The sequence below is a fragment of the Methylovirgula ligni genome, from assembly GCF_004135935.1.
Lineage (GTDB): Bacteria > Pseudomonadota > Alphaproteobacteria > Rhizobiales > Beijerinckiaceae > Methylovirgula > Methylovirgula ligni.
In genome coordinates, this window is record NZ_CP025086.1 from 331,071 (window position 1) to 350,634 (window position 19,564).

The following is a 19,564-nucleotide window of genomic DNA, read 5'->3' on the forward strand; positions in this document are numbered from 1 at the left end:
GACGATAGCCGGTATATCAAATAAAATGCATAATTATCAATATGTTACGACACGCTACCAGCGCAGCAGCGCGCTGCCCCAGGCCATGCCGGCGCCGATGGCCATCATCGCGACGAGATCGCCGGGCTTCAACCGGCCGGCGCGATTGGCCTCATCCAGCGAGATGGGGAGCGAGGCGCTCGACGTGTTGCCATAGCGGTCGATGTTCAACCAGCATTTCTCGCGCGGGATGCCGAGCCGGTCGACGACCGACTCGACGATGCGAACATTGGCCTGATGCGAGATCACATGGTCAATGGCGCCGGGCTTGAGGCCGTTGGCGGCGAGCGCTTCGAGAATGACGTCCTGAAGCGCGCGCGTCGCATATTTGTAGACTTCGCGGCCGTTCATCGCGATCTTGTTCATCCGCTTCGCCAGCACTTCCTCGGATTGCGGGTGCTTGCTGCCGCCGCCGGGTATCATCAGGGCGCCGGCGGCCGTGCCATCGGAATGCAGATGCGTCGAGATGAGTCCGCGCTCGGGGTCCGGCGTCGGGCCAAGCACCATTGCGCCGGCCGCATCTCCGAAGAGTACGCAACTGCTGCGATCCTCCCAATCGACAAGCCGGCTCAGCAATTCCGCGCCGATGACGAGAACGCGTTTGGCACGGCCGCTGCGTATGAATTGATCGGCGATCGTGAGGCCGTAGAGCGAGCCGGCGCAAGCCGCCGAGAGATCGAAGGCGAAGGCGCGTGTGGCGCCGAGCTTGGCCTGCACGAACACCGCGCAGGATGGCATCGGCATATCCGGAGAGATCGTACCGACGATGATCATGTCGAGTTCGGCCGGCGTCGTCTCGGCCATTTCGAGCGCCTTGCGCGCCGCCGCGACAGCCATGTCGGACGTCACTTCCCCGTCAGCCGCGATGTGGCGCTGCTTGATCCCCGTACGCTCGACGATCCAGGCATCCGACGTATTGATGATCTTTTCGAGATCGTGATTGGTGAGGATGCGCGACGGTGCGTAGGCTCCCGTCCCCAATATATGGGAATGCGTCACGTTGTCGGCCCTTATCGCCGCTCAGCGGCTCAGAGCAACGCATAGGCTGAAACGGACGACACCGCAATCGCGGATAAGACGTCCGCCACAGAAGTCGCGGCCGCGCCGATGATGCGGGCGGCCGCTCCCCTAACGGCGCCTAATTGACCGGCTTGCCATATTCGCTGGCCGGTGCAGCTTCCGGCCGCAATTGATAAGAACTGCGCAAACGATCGATGACGCCGCGGGCCTGGCGCAAAGCCGTGTTATCGACGCGCGGCCTGAACCCGGCAAAGGCCCAATTCGCGCCGCCGTCCTCGGATGCACACGGCCGGATGAGGATATCGCCGATACCCTCGAATCCCGTCTGTTTGCGCAAGGTGCGCAGGCAAATTTCGCGCAATTCGGCCTGAGAACGCAGATCGCCCGACATATCCAGCCTCCTTGTTCGAGAAAACATCGTACTGCTTCTCAACGCCCCAGGCTGCTATATGTTCCACTTCGGAAATATTCGGAAATATGATGTGAGCGGCATGACGCTGGACGATCTGCAAACGCGCATTCTTTATCGCGATGCGCTGATGCTCGTGCTCGACAAGCCGGCGGGGATCGCCGTGCATCGCGGGCCGAAGGGCGGCGTATCGCTCGAGGCGGGATTTCCGGCCTTACGCTTCGGCCTGCCGCGTGATCCTGCGCTGGCGCATCGGCTCGATCGCGACACCGCCGGATGCCTTGTACTGGGACGGCATCACAAGGCGCTGGAGAAGCTTGGTCTGCTCTTCAAGCAAGGCAAGATCGGGAAAACGTATTGGGCGGTGGTCGAAGGCGCTCCGCCCGAGGATGAGGGCCTGATCGACCTGCCGCTCGGCCGGCTCGACGCCACGCGCGGCTGGTGGATGAAGGTCGATCCGCAAGGCCAGCCCGCGCAGACGCGCTGGAAAATCCTCGCGCGCGACGAAAGACAATCGCTGCTGGCACTGACGCCGCTCACCGGCCGAACGCATCAGCTCCGCGTCCATTGCGCGGCGAGCGGCTTCCCGATCCTCGGCGACCCGGTCTACGGCACGGGTGACCGCGAGGCACGGCTGCATCTGCTCGCGCGCGCGATCGAAATTCCAATCTACAAGAACAAGGATCCGGTCAGGGTCGAGGCGCCGGTGGCGCCGCACATGCTGGCCGAAGTCTCGGCATTGCTCGGCGCGGCCTCAGGTTAAGCCGCGCAGCCGCCGCGCCCGCGCACGCAACAATGCGAACCGGCGGCCGAGCCCGCCGCGCGCTTCCAGCGACGCCAGTATGCCCTTCAGCCGCTCTTTGAATGGCGCGAGCGCGGCACGCAGACGAATCTTGTAGGGCTCGATGATCGCATGCGCCTTGGCGCGAACATTCATCACGAAGACGTAGAAGCGCGCGAACCACGACATGCTCAGCAATTTGCCGCGCATCGCATCGAAGAGGAAAGCGAGGATGCCGACGCCGAGCACCTTCGCCGCGACGAAGGCAAGAATACCCAGAACGAGATGATGCCGCGCGATGAGCCAGAGGCCGATAATCTTGAAAGGCTCGATCACCGCCAACGGCAGCAGGAGGACGAGAAACGCGACGGGCGCTGGCAATTCCGCAAGGACGCGCGCGAGCACCCTTTTGAGCGCCGCAAGCGGGATGAGTGCGACGAACTGCTTCAGCAGACCGCCGACGGCATCCCAAAGCCACGCTTCAAACAGGAAGACTGCAGCGCAAGCGAACCAGAAGGCGTGGATCGCCCGGCCGAAGAGAGTCTTTTGTTGCGTTTGGCTCATCTTTTCAGCATCGTGCGGCGGTTCGCGGCCGGCGAGAGCGATGGCGCACGAGCGCCACCGCCCTGTTAATTACGACGCGGTTTGCGCAAGCGCGGCGATTTCCTTCTCGCGGCGCGACTCAGCCGACGCGCGATGATCTTTCGCCAGCACGGTGTAGACCGCCGGCAGGACGAAGAGCGTAAACAGCGTGCCGATCGACATGCCGGAAACGACGACGATGCCGATCGAGAAGCGGCTCGCCGCGCCCGCGCCGCTGGCCGTGACGAGCGGGACGAGGCCCGTCACCATCGCCGCCGTCGTCATCAGGATCGGACGCAGACGGATGCGCGCGGCCTTCTTGATCGCCGCGGTGCGATCCAGCTTCTCGTGAATCTGCAATTCGCGCGCAAATTCGACCATCAGGATGCCGTGCTTGCTGATAAGCCCGATCAAAGTAACGAGGCCAACCTGCGTGTAAATGTTGATCGTCGCGACGCCGAAGAACAAGGGCACCAGCGCGCCGCTGATCGCCATCGGCACGGAGATCATGATGACGAGCGGATCGCGCAAGCTCTCGAATTGCGCGGCGAGCACGAGAAAGATGATGATCAGCGCGAAGACGAAGGTGACGGCGAGCTGATTGCCTTCCTGCACGAACTGCCGCGAATCGGCGAGATAATCGTGGCTGAAGCCGGCCGGCAGATTCTGCGCCTGCTTTTCAAGGAAGCCGACGACCGTCCCCATCGTGACGCCCGGCATGGCGACCGCCTGGAACGTCGCCGAGCTGAGCTGGTTATAGTGCGTCAGCGCGTTCGGATCGGTGTCGGTCGAGATCGATACCACCGTCGACAGCGGAATCTGCACGCCTTTAAGAGACGGCACATAATAGCTCGACAGCATTTCCGGCGTCAGACGGAACGTGCGCGGTACTTCCGGAATCACCTCGTAGGAGCGGCCCTGCAGGTTGAACCAGTTGACGTAGTTTCCGCCGAGCATCAGCGCCAGCGTATTGCCGATCTGCTGCATGGTGAGGCCAAGATCGCTTGCTTTGTTGCGATCGATCTTGATGCGGACGACCGGCTGATTGAACTGAAGATCGCTGTCGGTGACGATGAAGAGCCCGCTCTTCATCGCCGCCGCCTTGATCTTCTCCATTTCCTTGTAAATCACAGGGAAGCCGGCCGTCGAATTGATGACCATCTGAATCGGCAGGCCGCCCGGCCCTCCCGGCAGTGCCGGCAGATTGAAGGCGAAGGCGCTGACGCCCGGAATCGCGGACAGCTTCGCTTGCACCAGAGGCTTCAAAGCCATGGCCGTGCGCTTGCGCTCGTCCCAGGGCTTCAGCAGCATGCCGGAGATGCCCTGGTTGGACGAGGGCGTCCCGTTGAGGACGAAGCGCAGATCGGTCTCGGGAAACGAGGCGAAGACCTTGTCGAGCTGTGCACCGTAATAGTCGGAATAATCGATGTTGCCGTATTGCGGGGTCTTGGTCAGCGCGAAGACGATGCCCTGATCCTCCTCCGGCGCAAGCTCCGAGCTCGTATTGAGATAGAGAAAGACCAGAAGGCCGAGGATCGTTACCGCGAAAAGCCCCGTCGCGGCGCGATAATTCAGCGAGCGATCGAGCCGCCGGCCGTACCAGTCCGTTATCGCGCTGAAGACTCTATCGACAAGCTGCGCGAAGCGCCCGGGTTCGCCGCTCTTGAGTAGCATCGAACACATCATCGGCGAAAGCGTGAGCGCAATGATACCCGAAATGACGACCGAGCCTGCGAGAGTGAAGGCGAATTCGCGGAACAACGTGCCGGTCAGACCGCCGAGGAAGCCGATGGGCGCATAGACCGCCGCCAGCGTGATCGTCATCGCGATGACGGGGCCGACGATTTCGCGCGCGCCAACCAGCGCCGCTTGCACCGGCGTCTTGCCCTCCTCGATATGACGATAAATGTTCTCGACCACGACGATCGCGTCATCGACGACGAGGCCGATCGCTAGAACCATGGCAAGCAGGGTCAACAGATTGAGGCTGAAGCCCATGGCAAGCATCATGGCGCAGGCGCCGACGAGCGACAGCGGAATCGTTACGACCGGGATCAGCACGGAGCGGAACGAGCCGAGGAACAGGAAGATCACCACGACGACGATCAGCACCGCTTCGATCAGCGTGTGCTCCACCTCGTCGATCGAGGATTGGATGAATTTCGTCGAATCGTAAGCGACTTTCATCCTCAGCGAGGGCGGCAGATTGCGCTCGAGGGTCGGGAATAACGCGCGCACGCCCTTGACGATGGACAGCGGATTACCTTCCGGCGTCGCCTGAACGCCGATGAAGATCGCGTGCTCGCCGTTGAAGGCGACACTGGAATCCTCGCTCTGCGCGCCAAGATCGACCCGTGCGATATCCTCGATGCGGACGAAGCCGCCGTCCTTGGCCTTCACGATCATGCGTTTGAATTGATCGATATCGGTCAGGTCAGCGTTCGTCGTGACATTCGAGATCGTGTAATAGCCCTTCGTCTGGCCAGCCGCAGCCTGGAAGTTATTGGCCTGAATGGCGGCGACGACGTCGGCAGCAGCGACGCCGCGGCCGGCCATGCGAACCGGATCGAGCCACAAGCGCATCGCAAAGGTCTGGCCGCCGAGAATATCGGCGGAGGCAACGCCATCGACGGTCGAAAGGATCGGCTGGACGACGCGCGTCAGATAATCGGAGATCGCCGAGCCCGAAAGCTCCGTACTCGAAAAACCGATGTACATCACCGCCGTCGTCTGGCCGGTCGATTTCAGAATGATCGGATCGTTGGCTTCCTTCGGGATCTGATACTTGACCTGATTGACCTTCGCCATCACGTCGGTCAACGCCTCGTTGGGATCGGCGTTAAGCTTCATATAGACGGAGATCGTGCTGGTGCCCTGCACCGATTGCGAGGTCATGTAGTCGATGCCCTCGGCCGAGGCGACCGCCTGCTCGATGGGCGTGGTGATGAAGCCCTGCATCAGCTCCGGCGAGGCGCCGGGATAGGTCGTCGTCACGGTGATCACCGTGTTCGACAATTTCGGATATTGCCGCACCGGCAGATGCACGGCGGCATTAAGTCCGATCAGCAGAATAAGCAGGCTGACGACGAGCGACAGAACCGGCCGCTTGATGAAGATATCTGTGAAAGCCATAGACTACGCTCCGCCCTCAATAGGGGCTGGGTTCGGCCGGAATAACCGGCGGCGGCTCGGATGAAATCGCCACGGCCGCGCCCGATTGCAATTTGATCTGCCCTACGGCAACGACGTCGTCGCCCGGCTTGATGTTGCTGGAAGCGATGACAACGCGGCCATCGAGGCGTTCGCCCGTCTTGACGAAGGTCCGCACTGCTGTCAGCGCCTCCTTACCGTCGCTTCCCGTTGATTTCTTGATGAGGAAGACGGAATCGCCATAGAGCGAATAGTCGGCGGCCGTCTCCGGCACGGTCAGGACCGGCGGCCGATCCGGCAACACGATCGTCGCATTCGCGAACATGCCCGGCTTCAGCGCATGATCGGGGTTATCGAAGGTCGCCTGCACCGAGATATTACGCGTATCGGTGCTGATCTGCGGCTCGACCGTGGTGATCTTGCCGACAAAGACGCGGCCTGGATAGGCGTCAACGCTGACATGCACGGTCTGGCCGAGCTTCAGTTTCGCGCTGTTCTTCTCGGTGACGGTGAAATTCACCCAGACCTGCGAGAGGTCGGTGAGCGTCACGATCTCCGAGCCGGCATTGAGGAACTGACCAAGCTCGATATGCCGTAAGCCGAGTTCGCCGCTGAACGGCGCGAGAATGAGCTTCTGCGAGATGAGCGCCTTGGTCTTGGCGATGTTGGCTTGCGCCTGGTCATAGGTCGCTTGCGAGTCATCAACGGTCGCCTGCGGACCGAACTGACGCAAGGCGAGCGCCTTGGCGCGATCGAGCGCCAGTTTCGCGGCGAGCGCCTGCGCCTGGAAATTCGCCAGATCGCCGCGGTCGGGATCGTCGAACAATTGCACGATCGGCTGGCCCTCGACGACATGCGCGCCCGGCTCGAACATGATTTTCACGACGCGGCCGGCGACATCCGTCGTCACATTGACCTGATGCACGGCGACGACATCACCGATGCCGGTGAGGAGATTCGGCAGAACCTCGCTTTTGACTTTCGCGACGCTGACCGAGACCGGCGGCATTTTCATATGCGCGAAAAACTGCGCGATCATATGGTTGCGGAATTGATTGAAACCCCAGAAGACGCCGACCAGCAGCGCCAGCAACACGGCGACGATCGAAAACCACAGCTTGGTGCGCACCGGCCGCTCGCCTTTCGACTTGCGATAGTCCGTCCTGGTCGCGACTTCGGTTTCGGCAGAAAGCGTCATTTGGCAAATTCCAGAAGAGAGGTTTCGAAAGCTTCGAACGACAGATCGAGTGCGCCATGCGCCGTAATCGCGGCATCGGTGAGGCCGACGCCGCGCAAGATATATTCGCAAACTTCCCGCTCGAGTTTGGCGGCGGGGGGATAATCGAGCGACGGCAGCGACGGCAGTTGCGTCGCCGCCAGGGTGCAGATCGTATGATGCGTGAACCAGAAGAGATTGCGCGGGCTCGACGCGCCCGCCAGCGCATCGCCAACGGCAATGGCCTGTTCCAGAGAATCGATGAAAATCGGCGCGATGACCTGCTCGACTTTGTCGGAGAGGACCTTGGCGAATTCGCCATCTTCGAGATAGGACGAAAGGGTGAGCCGCAGCTTCTGGTTGCCCTCGGCGTCGGAGCCATCCGCCGCTTGCAGGAAATAATGCGCCATACCACGGACGATCTGCACCAAAGTGCGCGTCGAGGGCGGTTCGGCCCGCAACCGCGCGAGGCCCGGATCGGCGGTGCAGATGCCGGCGAGAATTTCGGCGTAGATCGCGGATTTGTTGGGGAAATGCTTGAACAGCAGCGCCTCGGAAATACGCGCCGTGTCGGCGATTCGCCGGGTCGTCGTCCCGGCGAAGCCGTAGCGGGCGAACAGCGGCAGCGCGCTTTCGAGAATCTGCTGGCGACGGTTGTCGCGGGAAAGCCGAGGTGGTTGCATGGCCCGCGTAAGTGAACGCTCACTTACCGGCTGTCAAGTAAAAATAGCCGCCATATCCGCGCTGCGGCATGGCACCGCGCGCCAAGGCCGCCGCCTTGGCTCCCGAAAGCCTCGGCAGGTCAGGAGGATGGCCTTCGAATGTGGCCCGAGCGGGACCCAAAAAATTGAACATCCGTTGCGCAAATGCCCGCTCAAAATCCCTGGAACCGAGACCTGCCCGTGAGTCCAGATCGGCGCGATCCGAAACCATCCCGAGCCGGGACAAATCGGCGATCCCGCGACACATGTCTTTCTTTCGCGAGGGGCGCCTGCTATCCCGCAGCGCATGATTAAGCTTGAAAATATCCGCAATTTTTCGATCGTCGCGCATATCGACCATGGCAAATCGACCCTCGCCGACCGCCTGATCCAGACGACAGGCGCGGTCGCCGCGCGGGATATGGTGGAACAGGTCCTGGACTCGATGGATATCGAGCGCGAGCGCGGCATCACCATCAAGGCGCAGACTGTCCGCCTCGAATACAAGGCCAAGGACGGCGAAACCTACATCCTCAACCTGATGGACACGCCGGGCCACGTCGACTTCGCCTATGAGGTTTCGCGCTCGCTCGCGGCCTGCGAAGGCTCGTTGCTCGTCGTCGATGCAAGCCAGGGCGTCGAGGCGCAGACGCTTGCCAATGTCTATCACGCGCTCGATGCCGGCCATGAGATCGTGCCCGTGCTGAACAAGATCGACCTGCCGGCCGCGGAGCCCGAGCGCATCAAGCAACAGATCGAGGACGTCATCGGCCTCGACGCCTCGGACGCGGTGCTGATTTCGGCCAAGACCGGCATCGGCATCGGCGATGTGCTCGAAGCGATCGTCCATCGCCTGCCGCCGCCGAAGGGCGACGCCAAGGCGCCCTTGAAGGCGCTGCTCGTCGATTCCTGGTACGACGCCTACCTCGGCGTCGTCGTGCTGGTACGCATCTTCGACGGCGTCATGAAGAAGCACCAGAAGATCAAGATGATGGGCACCGATGCGCATTATGTGATCGACCGGATCGGTGTCTTCCGCCCGAAGATGCAGGATGTCGAGGAACTCGGCCCCGGCGAGATCGGCTTCATCACCGCGCAGATCAAGCAGGTGGCCGACACCCGCGTCGGCGACACGATCACCGACGAGCGCCACCCCGTCGCCGAAGCCCTGCCCGGCTTCAAGCCGGCGCAGCCGGTCGTCTTCTGCGGTCTGTTTCCGGTCGATGCGGCCGATTTCGACGATCTGCGCGCCGCGATGGGCAGGCTGCGCCTCAACGATGCGAGCTTCTCCTACGAAATGGAAAGCTCCGCGGCGCTCGGCTTCGGCTTCCGCTGCGGCTTCCTCGGCCTGCTGCACCTCGAAATCATCCAGGAGCGGCTGGAGCGGGAATTCAATCTCGACCTCATCGCCACCGCGCCTTCGGTCGTCTACCAGATCGTGCTGCGCTCGGGCGAAACCGTCTCGCTGCACAATCCCGCCGACATGCCCGATCTGACGCGGGTCGAGAAGATCGAAGAGCCGTGGATACGGGCAACGATCCTGACGCCGGACGATTATCTCGGTGCGGTGCTGAAACTCTGCCAGGAACGGCGCGGGGTGCAGGTCGATCTGAACTATGTCGGCGCGCGCGCAATGGCGGTCTACGACCTGCCGCTCAACGAAGTCGTGTTCGACTTCTACGACCGGCTCAAGTCGATCTCGAAGGGCTATGCCAGCTTCGATTACACCATCACCGATTATCGCGAGGGCGACCTCGTCAAAATGTCGATCCTCGTCAATGCCGAGCCGGTCGACGCGCTCTCGATGCTCGTCCACCGCGATCGCGCCGAGCTGCGCGGCCGCGCCATGGTCGAGAAGCTGAAGGAGCTGATCCCGCCGCACATGTTCCAGATTCCGATCCAGGCGGCGATCGGCGGCAAGATCATCGCCCGCGAGACGGTCCGCGCCTTGCGCAAGGACGTGACGGCGAAATGCTACGGCGGCGATGCCACCCGCAAGCGCAAGCTTCTCGAAAAGCAGAAGGCCGGCAAGAAGAAGATGCGCCAGTTCGGCAAGGTGGAGATTCCGCAGGAAGCTTTTATCGCCGCGCTGAAAATGGATTCGTGATCTGCCTCACTTCTTATCGATCCGGTGCGCGAGTTCGAGCGTGACGAGGCGCGCCAGCAGAGTCGCCGGATAAAGCTGACCAATGATCGCTTCGACATTGGCAAGCGATCGCGCGAGCGGATGCACCGGTGCAATGTCACCGTAACCCACCGACGTCAATGTCACGAAGCTGAAATAGACGACATTCGTCCCGACGGAGAGATTATCGAGCATCGGCGGTAAACCGGCAAAGGCCTGCGGTTTCGCGAGCGCGAGGAAGCCATAGAGCGCCGCAAAAATCAGTCCGACATCGAGGTAAAGCAGGACTGCGCCTATGATGCGGTGAAACGTGATTAAGCCCGGTGCGAAGACCGCCCGCGCAACGACAATAAGCAGAGTGAGCCCGGCGACCAGCCAACTCGCAGCCTCCAGATAAACGTCGACAATGGATTGATGATGAGCCCGGAGGGAGCTGGTAACGACCGACAGAATGAGCGCGAGAGCGGTCGCCGCCACCGCCAGACGACTGCCGGAAATGACAAACACAGCAGCAACCAGGACAAATCCGAAGAGAATCCCGAAGAAATGCGCGCCCCTGACACCGCTCGCCTGCAGCGGTGCGATAACGAACAGCAACAGCGCCAACATGATTGTCAGCGTGGTCAGCAAGGGATCGCCGAAGCGCTCCCGCAGCCGGCGGAAACTCGCTTTGGACATGAGGCGATCCGACAGGACGGTCACAGGCGCTCCATTCGATTGAGCAGCATTCGCCATTTGAAGCCGCAATCGGCCACAGCCTAATGCTTGAATTGCAGGCTCAGAACCGTCGCGCCATGCGCCGCGGTGTTTTGCACGCGGTCGGCCTGGCGGCGCACGAGAAAGCCCGCGAGGCGGCGCGGGCCGTCCTCCGACTCGAGTATGTCCTCTTGCGAAGGCGCCCAGTTGGGAAGCTCCAGGGGAAGCCCCTCGTAAGTGAGTTTGGCGTTGATATCGAACTCGTCGTAACTCACGGCCAGCGCGATCGGCCCCTTGACGCGGCAAAATTCGACAATCGCCTCGACCGCCTGCTGCACGGCGAATTCCACTCGCGTGACGACATCGCGCCGCGCGCCCCAGATACCCGCCGCGCGCTCGATGAAATTCACGACATCCTGCGGCGCCACCGCTTTGGGGTCGATCTCCAAAGTGACCGTGCGGCGAATGCCGATGCGGAACACAAGATTGAGCAAAAGCGCCACAAGCGTCGCGATCACCAAAGGCGAGGTGACCAGCGGCTGCTCCCATCGCGGCACGCCGGCGAAGGCGGATGGCACGACGGAGACCATGAAGAAAGCCATCATGCCCGCGCCGATCACCAGAGTGCGGCGCGGATCGAGCACGCGGGTCGAAATGATCTGCACGCCGCTGATCATGATAAAGACCGCGGTGAATAAAAGCGCCGAAGCCATCACCGGCGCCGGCATGATCGTCAAAATGCCGATCAAGGTCGGCTGGAATGCCGCGATGGCGAGAATCGCGGCGATAACGAACGCGATGTAGCGGCTGGCGACGCCGGTCGCTGCGACAAGCCCGACATTCGCGGTCGAAATCGTCAGGCCGTAGGTGCCGAGAAGGCCGGCCGCCACGGCGGCGAGGCCGTCGGCGAGAATGCCGCCGTCGATCGAGCGCGCATCGGGGCGCACCCAATCGGCATCGGTCAAACGCTGATAGGTCGTGATGACGGCGGTCGTGCTCATCGCCGCGGCAAGGCCGGTCACCGCGAAGGGAACGACCATCGACCAGTCGAAGGCCCAGGCGAGATGCGCGAACGACGGCAACGCCAGCACCGGCTGGTTCAGCACGGCGCGGAGATCGGCGCCGGTGATCTGCCCCGTGAAGCCCGAAAGCACGTAGCCCACGACCATGCCGATCAGAATGCAGAAAAGCCGCAGGCGGCCTTTATTCCAGATATTGAGGCCGATCATGGTTGCGAGGCTCACCCCCGCGACGAAGGCGTCGCGGCCCGCAACCATATTGCCCGACGATTTGCCGAGCAGCACATGCAAAGCGGCAAGCCCGATGATGACGCCGACGAGGAAGACGACCATCCCGGCGGTCTCCGGCGGGATGAAGGCGCGCAGCCGCGACCAGACCCGTGAAAGGCCGATCTCGACGAAGCCCGCGAAGATGGTCATGCCCCAGACGAGCGGCAGGCCGCCGAGCTTCGCCGCCAGCAGCGACGGACCGAGATAAACGCCGGTGAAAATCGAGGGCGCCAGGAAATGGCTGCCGACGGGTCCGCGCGGCAACGCCTGAAGCAGGACGGCAAAAGCCAGAGCCAGCACCCCGACGCGCAGAATCGCCGCGATCTCCGCCGGCGGCGCACCGGCCTGACGCGCGATGATCAACGGATAGACCATGAAAATCGCGATCACCGCCACATGCTGGATGGCGCTGACGATGATGATGGACAGCGGTGGCTTTTCCTCCGCCCCGTAGACGAGGCTTGCAGGCTTCTTCATTTTATAACGACCAGATCGTGCGGGAAGACTTGCGGCGTAAGGCGCCCAGTTGAACACGAAGCCATCAATTTGAATAGGCGCCGATGACGACAGCCCTGCCTCATGAACCAGTTAAAAATGGAGTCGTGACAAAGCCGCGGGCCGCGTTAGACTGGCCGGAGCTTCAAGATTGAGGCGCCAGATTTTTTGTTGCGACGCGTTTTCTTCACGCGAACCGGTTTCCATTTCGCTCGAAAACGCTTCAAATCCGATGCGCTGCGGATCGAGGCCCATGTATATCATCGCGCGCAACATCAAGAGCCCGGCCAGGAGCCGGAATCTGCGCTGCGAGGCGTTGATGGTCGACAAGGCGAGCTTCACGCCCTGGCCCCCCTCGACCGAGGACGGCTGGCGCCGTGCCTATAAGTTCCGCGACAAGCTGATGGCCGAGGTCGTCCGCCTTGAACTTGACCCGATGGGCGATGAGCTTAAGGTAATCGAAGCCGTTTATATTCCATGACTTGAAACTACCTTCCCTACCGCTTGATCGATGCAAGAAGAGACATCATACGGAATTGGTAATGTCCTGAACGCGGCCTATGCGCGCCATCGCGATAATGTAGCGGGTGCACCAGCGGATTACATTCCCGAATTGGCCGCTGTCGATCCGAACCGCTTTGGTATTGCCGTCGCGACTGTCGATGGCGCGCTTCATAAGATCGGCGACGCGGATTATCCGTTCACCATCCAGTCGATCTCCAAAGCTTTCGTCTATTGCCTCGCGCTCGAACTGATCGGCCGCGACGCCGTCCTCGAACGCGTCGGGGTCGAGCCGAGTGGCGATGCGTTCAACGCCATCGTTTTCGACCCGCATACCAACCGTGCCTTCAATCCGATGGTCAATGCCGGGGCCATCACCGTCGCTGGCATCATCCACGACGTCGCCGGCGCGGGCGCTTTCGACTTCATCCTCGAGCGGCTTTCGGACGCCGCCGGCCACCGCCTCGAGATGGATGAAGCCGTCTATCGCTCCGAGGCGGAGACGGGGCATCGCAACCGCGCCATCGGCCATCTGCTGCGCAATGTCGGCGCCCTGAAAGGCAACGTCGACGACGTCGTCGATCTCTACTTCCGCCAATGCTCGATTCTGGTGACCGCGAGCGACCTCGCACGCATGGGAGCAACGCTGGCGCATGTCGGCGAAAACCCGGTCACAGGCCGGCAAGTGTTCGACCTGATGGCGGTGCGCAACACGCTGGCCGTGATGTTCACCTGCGGCATGTACGATTATTCCGGCAACTGGGCCTATGACGTCGGCGTGCCGGCCAAGAGCGGCGTCGGCGGCGGCATTGTCGGTGTCGTCAACCGCCAGCTCGGCATTGGCAGCTTTTCGCCACGCCTCGACGCCAAAGGCAATTCGGTGCGCGGCATTGCCGCCTTCAAGGACATCGGCGACGAGCTCGGCCTGCATCTCTTCGATTGCTCGAACGCCGGCTCCGCGTTCGTCCGCCCGTTTCTTAAATAGTCGGAAGCGGCCTATTCCGGCTGAAAATTCATCGCCACGCCGTTGATGCAATAGCGCAGATGTGTCGGCGGCGGACCGTCCGGAAAAACATGACCCAAATGGCTGCCGCAGCGGCTGCAATGCACCTCCGTGCGGGCCATTCCATAGCTGCGATCCTCCGACGTCTCGACCGCGCCCGGCACCGGATCGTTGAAGCTCGGCCAGCCGGTGCCGCTCTCGAACTTCGTCTTGGCGCGGAACAAAGTCTGGCCGCAGCCGACGCAGGTGAAGCTGCCGGCGCGCTTCTCGAAGTTTAGCGCGCAGGAGCCCGGCCGTTCGGTGCCGTGCCCGCGCATGACCTGGTATTGCTCCGGGGTCAGCAGCTTGCGCCATTCGGCATCGGTATGGGTGACGGGAAATTGCTTTGCATCCATGCCTCTCACTCCCTTTACGCATTTCGACGTGTATTACGCCGATCGCACCGATTTTGTTACAGCCGCGCCGCCCTAGTCGGTCAGGATCAAGAGCAGATCCTTGGCGTCGACCGAATTGCCGGCGGAGACGAGAATCTCCTGCACCGTCCCGTCCTTCGGCGCATGAAGCGCGGTCTCCATTTTCATCGCCTCGATGGTCAGCAGCACGTCGCCCGCCTTGACCGCCTGTTGCGGCTTGACCGACAGCGTCGAGACGAGCCCCGGCATGGGCGCGGCGATGTGATTTTCGTTGCCCTCTTCCGCCTTGCGGCGCGAGGCGCGCGTCGCGACCGCCGTGCGGTTCGGAACCTTGATCGTCCGCGGCTGGCCGTTGAGCTCGAAAAAAACCTGAACCTGGCCGTCCTCGTCCGTCTCGCCGAGCGTCGTGAGCCGCAGCACCAGGCTCTTGCCGTGCTCGATCTCGATCGTGCGCTCCTCGTCGAGGCTCATGCCATAAAAGAACACCGGCGTCGGCAACACGGAAACCGGACCATATTTGCGCTGGGCGGCGACGAATTCGGAAAAGACCTTCGGATACATGAGGTAAGAGGCGAATTCCGCATCGCTGATCTGCCGCGCGCAGGCTTTCTCGGCCTTCGCCCGCTCGGCGTCGAGATCGATCTCCTTCAGAAGCGCGCCGGGCCGAACTGTGATCGGCGGTTCGCCTTTCAGCACCTTCTTCTGCAATTCGGCCGGCCAGCCGCCCGGCGGCTGCCCGAGATCGCCATGCAGCATCTCCACGACCGAGCCCGGAAAGGCGATCTCGCGGTCCGGGTCTTCAACGTCAGCGCGGGTCAGGTTCTGGCTCACCATCATCAGGGCCATGTCGCCGACGACTTTCGAGGAGGGCGTCACCTTGACGATGTCGCCGAACATGTCGTTGACGACGCGGTAGGTCTGCGCCACCTGATGCCAGCGCGTGTCGAGGCCGATGGCGCGCGCCTGTTCCTTGAGATTGGTGAACTGACCCCCCGGCATCTCGTGCAGATAGACCTCCGAAGCGCCGTGCCTCTGGTCGCTCTCGAAGGCGGCATAGCTTTGCCGCACGCTCTCCCAGTAAAAGCTGATCCGGCGGATCGCATCGGGATCGAGCCCGGTGTCGCGCTCGGTATGGCGCAAGGCCTCCGCGAGCGAGCCGAGACACGCCTGCGATGTCGTTCCCGAGAGCGCGTCCATCGCCGCATCGATGGCATCGACACCCGCGGCGACCGCCGACAGCACCGTCGCGCCGGCGATGCCCGACGTATCGTGCGTGTGGAAATGCAGCGGCAGGCCGATTTCGTTTTTGAGCGCGCCGATCAGCACTTTTGCCGCCGCCGGCTTCAGCAGGCCGGCCATGTCCTTGATACCGAGGATGTGACAGCCCGCCGCTTCGAGCTCCTTGGCGAGCTTGATGTAATAGGCGAGCGAATATTTCGCCCGGTCCGGATCGAGAATGTCGCCAGTATAGCAGATGGCGCCTTCCGCCAGCTTGCCTTCTTCCACCACGGCGTCGATGGAGACGCGCATGTTCTCGACCCAGTTGAGGCAGTCGAAAATACGGAAGAGGTCCATGCCGCCGCGCGCCGCCTGGCGGACGAAATAGCGCACGACGTTGTCGGGATAATTGGTGTAGCCGACACCATTGGCGCCACGCAGCAGCATCTGCGTCAGGATATTGGGCGCGGCGGCGCGGACTTTCTCCAGCCGCTCCCAAGGGTCTTCGTTGAGGAAGCGCATGGCGACGTCGAACGTCGCGCCACCCCAACACTCAAGCGAGAAGAGCTGCGGCAATCCTCTGGCGTAGGCCTCGGCGACGGCGGCGATGTCATGGGTGCGGACGCGCGTCGCGAGAAGCGACTGGTGCGCGTCACGCATCGTCGTATCGGTCACCAGCACGCGCGGCTGTGCCTTCATCCATTCGCCGAAACCTTGCGCCCCGAGCCGCATGAAGGCGCTGCGCGAGCCTTCAACCGTCGCGGGCGGCACCGGAAATTGCGGCACTTCAGGCGCGCGCGCGTAGGCCGGCGGCTTCGGCCGGTTGCGCGTATCGGGATGGCCGTTGACCGTGACATCGCCGATATAGGTGAGCAGTTTCGTCGCCCGGTCACGGCGCTTCTTGGCGGCAAACAGTTCCGGCGTCTCGTCGATGAAGCGCGTCGTATAGGCGCCGGCGCGAAACTTCGGATGATTGAGCACCACTTCGAGAAAGGCGAGATTGGTCGCGACACCGCGAATACGATATTCGCGCAAGGCGCGATCCATGCGCTGGATGACCTCGGCCGGACTCGGCGCCCAGGCGGTGATCTTTTCGAGCAGCGCGTCGTAATAGCGGGTGACGACGGCGCCGGAATAGGCCGTGCCGCCATCGACCCTTATGCCGAAGCCAAAAGCCCCGCGATAGGCGGTGATGCGGCCATAGTCGGGGATGAAATTATTGTCCGGATTCTCGGTGGTAATGCGGCATTGCAGGGCGTGTCCATCGAGACGGATTTGATCCTGCGGCGGGATGCCCGTCTCCTCCAGCCGGCCGAGGCGGCCGCCATCCGCGATCCTGATCTGCGCCTTGACAATGTCGAGCCCCGTCACCTGCTCGGTGACCGTATGTTCGACCTGGATGCGCGGATTGACCTCGATGAAATAGAATTTGCCGCTGTCGGCATCCATCAGGAACTCGACCGTCCCGGCGCCGACGTAATTCGTCGCGTGGCCGATCCTCAGCGCGGCATCGCAGAGCGCCGCCCGCGTCGCCGCATCAACATAGGGCGCCGGCGCCCGCTCGATGACCTTTTGGTGGCGCCGCTGGATCGAACAATCGCGCTCAAAGAGATGCAGGCACGTGCCATGCGTATCGCCGAGAAGCTGCACCTCGACATGCCGGGCGTGGCGGACGAGCTTTTCGAGATAGACCTCATCCTTGCCGAAAGCAGCCTTCGCCTCGCGGCGCGCGCTCCTCACGGAATCAAGCAGGTTCGCCTCGCTGTCGATCGGCCGCATACCGCGCCCGCCCCCGCCCCAGGAGGCCTTCAGCATGACGGGATAGCCGACCTCCGCCGCGAGCCGCTTGATCTCGTCGTCATCCTCCGGGAGCGGGCCGGTCGCCGGCATCACCGGGACGCCGACGGACATCGCGAGATTTCGCGCCGCGACCTTGTTGCCGAGGGTGCGCATGGTCTCGGGTTGCGGCCCGATGAAGATAATATCGTTGGCGGCGCAGGCTTCGGCGAATTCCGGGCTCTCGGAAAGAAAGCCGTAACCGGGATGGATGGCGTCGATCCGCGCCATCAGCGCGACGCGGATCACCTCTTCGATCGAGAGATAGGAGTCCAGCGCCCCCAGATGTATCTCGCCCGCCTGGCCGCGGCCGACCTGATAGGCCTCATCCGCCTTGAATCGATGCAGCGAAAGCTTGTCTTCCTCGGCATAAATCGCGACCGTCGCGATACCCATCTCGGCGGCGGCGCGGAATACGCGAATGGCGATTTCGCCGCGGTTGGCGACCAGAAGACGCTTGATGGCCAAGAAAGCTGCTCCTTCCGATCGGCTTCACGGCGTCCCCACGGGTACGCCTAGAGCCGCGACAATCAGCATCCGCATGAGGGTCAAGACACGTTTGCGTCAACTGCATGGCATGTCGCGTGCCACCACCACTGCGCACCCATAGCCCGGAATCCCGCAACAGTGAAGAACGTGATGTCTTGACGCAAATCCATGTGTGCCCGGAGACTTCTTGTTAAGCCTTGCGGCCTAGTTTCGCCGCCATATTTAACGCGGGACACGGCCGGGCATGGCGGGAAATACCGACGATATTTCGCTGCCGGAAAGCCTCGATCCCAAGGCCATCGACGCCGCCATCGCGGAGCGGAGCTGGCTGCTGCGGTTTCCACCGCAACTCGAGGCGATGTTCGAGCGCGACACCGGCCCGCAAAGATGCCACGAACTCATCGTCCGCGCCTATATCGGGATCATCGTCTACAACCTTTTCGCCATCGCGGATCTGTGGGCCGCGCCGCATCTTTTCATGACCGCCTTCTGGGTGCGTGTTGTCTTCTTCACGCCGGTATCCCTGGCTCTGACCGCAAGCCTCTACCTGTCGCCGCCGGCCTTCCTGCGCGAGAGCATCATGTGCCTCGGCGGCGGCGCGCTGGCGATCGGAACGATCATCTATCTCATGGCCGCCAGCGGAGGATCGCCGCAGCCCTCGCTGCACGAGTCGATGATTCTGGTCGTGTTGTTCCTGACGGTCGTGCAGCGAGTCCGGTTCTGGTATCTCCTCCCGGTCTGTCTCGCCTGCCTGCTCGCCCACAGCCTGGCGCTGGCGGAATTCTACGCCTATCCGGTTGGCCCGCAGGTCGCGACCAATATGGTTTTCGGCGCCGGCGTGATCTTCTCGCTCGTCGCGTCCTATACGATGGAGCGCGATCTGCGACTGCATTATCTGCTCTCGCTTCGCGACCGGGCGCTCAATTCGGAACTCGACCGGATGAGCCGGCGCGACATGCTGACCGGCCTCGGCAATCGCCGCGCCCTCGAGGAAACGCTCGCGGACTGCGAACCCTCAATCGGACAGCCCGATGATTTCTCGGTCGTGCTGATCGACATCGACCATTTCAAGATGTTCAACGACACGGCGGGCCACCAGGCGGGCGATCTCTGCCTCAAGCGGGTCGCCGGAATTGTCCAGGCCGAATTGCGCGGGCAGGCCGACCTCGTCTTCCGCTTCGGCGGTGAGGAATTCATCGTCGTGCTGCCGAAAACAACGCTGTCCAAGGCAATCGAGATTGCCGAGCGGATGCGGTGCGCCATCGAGGCAGCGGCGATTCCACATCCTGCACCCGCCGCCGCCCCGGTTGTGACCGCGAGTTTCGGCATCGCCGGGACTAGGCTCGGCCATCGCCTCGGGGCGGTCGAGATCATCGCCAATGCCGATAGCGCGCTCTATGCGGCCAAGCGAAGCGGCCGAAATCAGGTGTGGCCACGCCCGGCCAGCCTCGACACCATCGCGACGATGGACAGGGCACTCCGGAAAGCGTGAGTGGCGCCCAAAGGCAAGGCGCCGACGTCTTAGAGCGCGGTCTTGGAGCGGCGTCGTGGAGATGTCATAGAACTCAACGCTAGATCATCGAAGCTCTGCCTTAAGCCTA

Annotated in this window: 17 protein-coding genes; 5 read left to right on the forward strand and 12 right to left on the reverse strand. The window is 62.4% G+C overall.

The features are described from left to right. Positions 1 to 54: 54 nt before the first annotated feature. Positions 55 to 1,038, reverse strand: a complete 984-nt coding sequence (locus CWB41_RS01515) for a beta-ketoacyl-ACP synthase III (protein ID WP_115835738.1) — start codon at positions 1,036 to 1,038, stop codon at positions 55 to 57. A gap of 139 nt (positions 1,039 to 1,177) precedes the next feature. Next, the gene (locus tag CWB41_RS01520; RefSeq protein ID WP_115835737.1) at positions 1,178 to 1,450 is read right to left on the reverse strand and encodes a hypothetical protein; all 273 of its coding nucleotides are present in this window, start codon (positions 1,448 to 1,450) and stop codon (positions 1,178 to 1,180) included. Between the two features lie 100 nt (positions 1,451 to 1,550). Between CWB41_RS01520 and CWB41_RS01525 the strand changes: the two genes are divergently transcribed. Beyond that, on the forward strand, positions 1,551 to 2,231 hold the full coding sequence (locus tag CWB41_RS01525; RefSeq protein ID WP_115836342.1) for an RluA family pseudouridine synthase: 681 nt from the start codon (positions 1,551 to 1,553) through the stop codon (positions 2,229 to 2,231). Here CWB41_RS01525 and CWB41_RS01530 read toward each other — a convergent pair. From CWB41_RS01530 to CWB41_RS01550, 5 genes are all read right to left on the reverse strand, one after another. Then, positions 2,223 to 2,813, reverse strand: coding sequence for a hypothetical protein (locus tag CWB41_RS01530; RefSeq protein ID WP_115835736.1), 591 nt, complete (start codon positions 2,811 to 2,813; stop codon positions 2,223 to 2,225). The genes CWB41_RS01525 and CWB41_RS01530 overlap by 9 nt on opposite strands. Positions 2,814 to 2,882: 69 nt before the next feature. Then, entirely contained in the window at positions 2,883 to 5,963 is a 3,081-nt protein-coding gene (locus CWB41_RS01535; RefSeq protein ID WP_115835735.1) for a multidrug efflux RND transporter permease subunit, read from the reverse strand. A 16-nt stretch (positions 5,964 to 5,979) separates the two neighbouring features. Then, positions 5,980 to 7,179, reverse strand: a complete 1,200-nt coding sequence (locus tag CWB41_RS01540) for an efflux RND transporter periplasmic adaptor subunit (RefSeq protein ID WP_115835734.1) — start codon at positions 7,177 to 7,179, stop codon at positions 5,980 to 5,982. Continuing rightward, a complete protein-coding gene (locus CWB41_RS01545) occupies positions 7,176 to 7,880 on the reverse strand; it encodes a TetR/AcrR family transcriptional regulator (protein ID WP_115835733.1) in 705 nt (234 codons plus the stop codon). The genes CWB41_RS01540 and CWB41_RS01545 overlap by 4 nt, the downstream gene beginning before the upstream one ends. Before the next feature lie 19 nt (positions 7,881 to 7,899). Beyond that, positions 7,900 to 8,259, reverse strand: a complete 360-nt coding sequence (locus CWB41_RS01550) for a hypothetical protein (protein WP_129396373.1) — start codon at positions 8,257 to 8,259, stop codon at positions 7,900 to 7,902. Here CWB41_RS01550 and lepA point away from each other — a divergent pair. Continuing rightward, positions 8,206 to 10,005: a translation elongation factor 4 gene (gene lepA / locus CWB41_RS01555; RefSeq protein ID WP_115835732.1), complete on the forward strand. Its 1,800-nt coding sequence runs from the start codon at positions 8,206 to 8,208 to the stop codon at positions 10,003 to 10,005. The two genes, CWB41_RS01550 and lepA, sit on opposite strands and share 54 nt — an antisense overlap. A gap of 6 nt (positions 10,006 to 10,011) precedes the next feature. Here the strand turns inward: lepA and CWB41_RS01560 are convergent, their stop codons facing one another. From CWB41_RS01560 to CWB41_RS16090, 3 genes are all read right to left on the reverse strand, one after another. After that, positions 10,012 to 10,701, reverse strand: a complete 690-nt coding sequence (locus tag CWB41_RS01560) for a potassium channel family protein (RefSeq protein ID WP_115836341.1) — start codon at positions 10,699 to 10,701, stop codon at positions 10,012 to 10,014. An 80-nt stretch (positions 10,702 to 10,781) separates the two neighbouring features. Then, the gene (locus CWB41_RS01565) at positions 10,782 to 12,485 is read right to left on the reverse strand and encodes a uracil-xanthine permease family protein (RefSeq protein WP_115835731.1); all 1,704 of its coding nucleotides are present in this window, start codon (positions 12,483 to 12,485) and stop codon (positions 10,782 to 10,784) included. 111 nt (positions 12,486 to 12,596) lie between these two features. Beyond that, complete coding sequence (locus tag CWB41_RS16090; protein WP_165203913.1) at positions 12,597 to 12,758, reverse strand: hypothetical protein; 162 nt, start codon at positions 12,756 to 12,758, stop codon at positions 12,597 to 12,599. Between CWB41_RS16090 and CWB41_RS01570 the strand changes: the two genes are divergently transcribed. Beyond that, entirely contained in the window at positions 12,757 to 12,984 is a 228-nt protein-coding gene (locus CWB41_RS01570; RefSeq protein ID WP_115835730.1) for a hypothetical protein, read from the forward strand. The genes CWB41_RS16090 and CWB41_RS01570 overlap by 2 nt on opposite strands. A gap of 30 nt (positions 12,985 to 13,014) precedes the next feature. After that, complete coding sequence (gene glsA, locus CWB41_RS01575) at positions 13,015 to 13,989, forward strand: glutaminase A (protein WP_115835729.1); 975 nt, start codon at positions 13,015 to 13,017, stop codon at positions 13,987 to 13,989. A gap of 11 nt (positions 13,990 to 14,000) precedes the next feature. Here glsA and msrB read toward each other — a convergent pair whose 3' ends face one another. Then, a complete protein-coding gene (gene msrB / locus CWB41_RS01580) occupies positions 14,001 to 14,402 on the reverse strand; it encodes a peptide-methionine (R)-S-oxide reductase MsrB (RefSeq protein ID WP_115835728.1) in 402 nt (133 codons plus the stop codon). Positions 14,403 to 14,474: 72 nt separating this feature from the next. Then, positions 14,475 to 17,942, reverse strand: coding sequence for a pyruvate carboxylase (gene pyc, locus CWB41_RS01585; RefSeq protein ID WP_115835727.1), 3,468 nt, complete (start codon positions 17,940 to 17,942; stop codon positions 14,475 to 14,477). 265 nt (positions 17,943 to 18,207) lie between these two features. Between pyc and CWB41_RS01590 the strand changes: the two genes are divergently transcribed. Further along, complete coding sequence (locus tag CWB41_RS01590) at positions 18,208 to 19,455, forward strand: GGDEF domain-containing protein (protein ID WP_245411189.1); 1,248 nt, start codon at positions 18,208 to 18,210, stop codon at positions 19,453 to 19,455. The last annotated feature ends 109 nt before the right edge of the window (positions 19,456 to 19,564 follow it).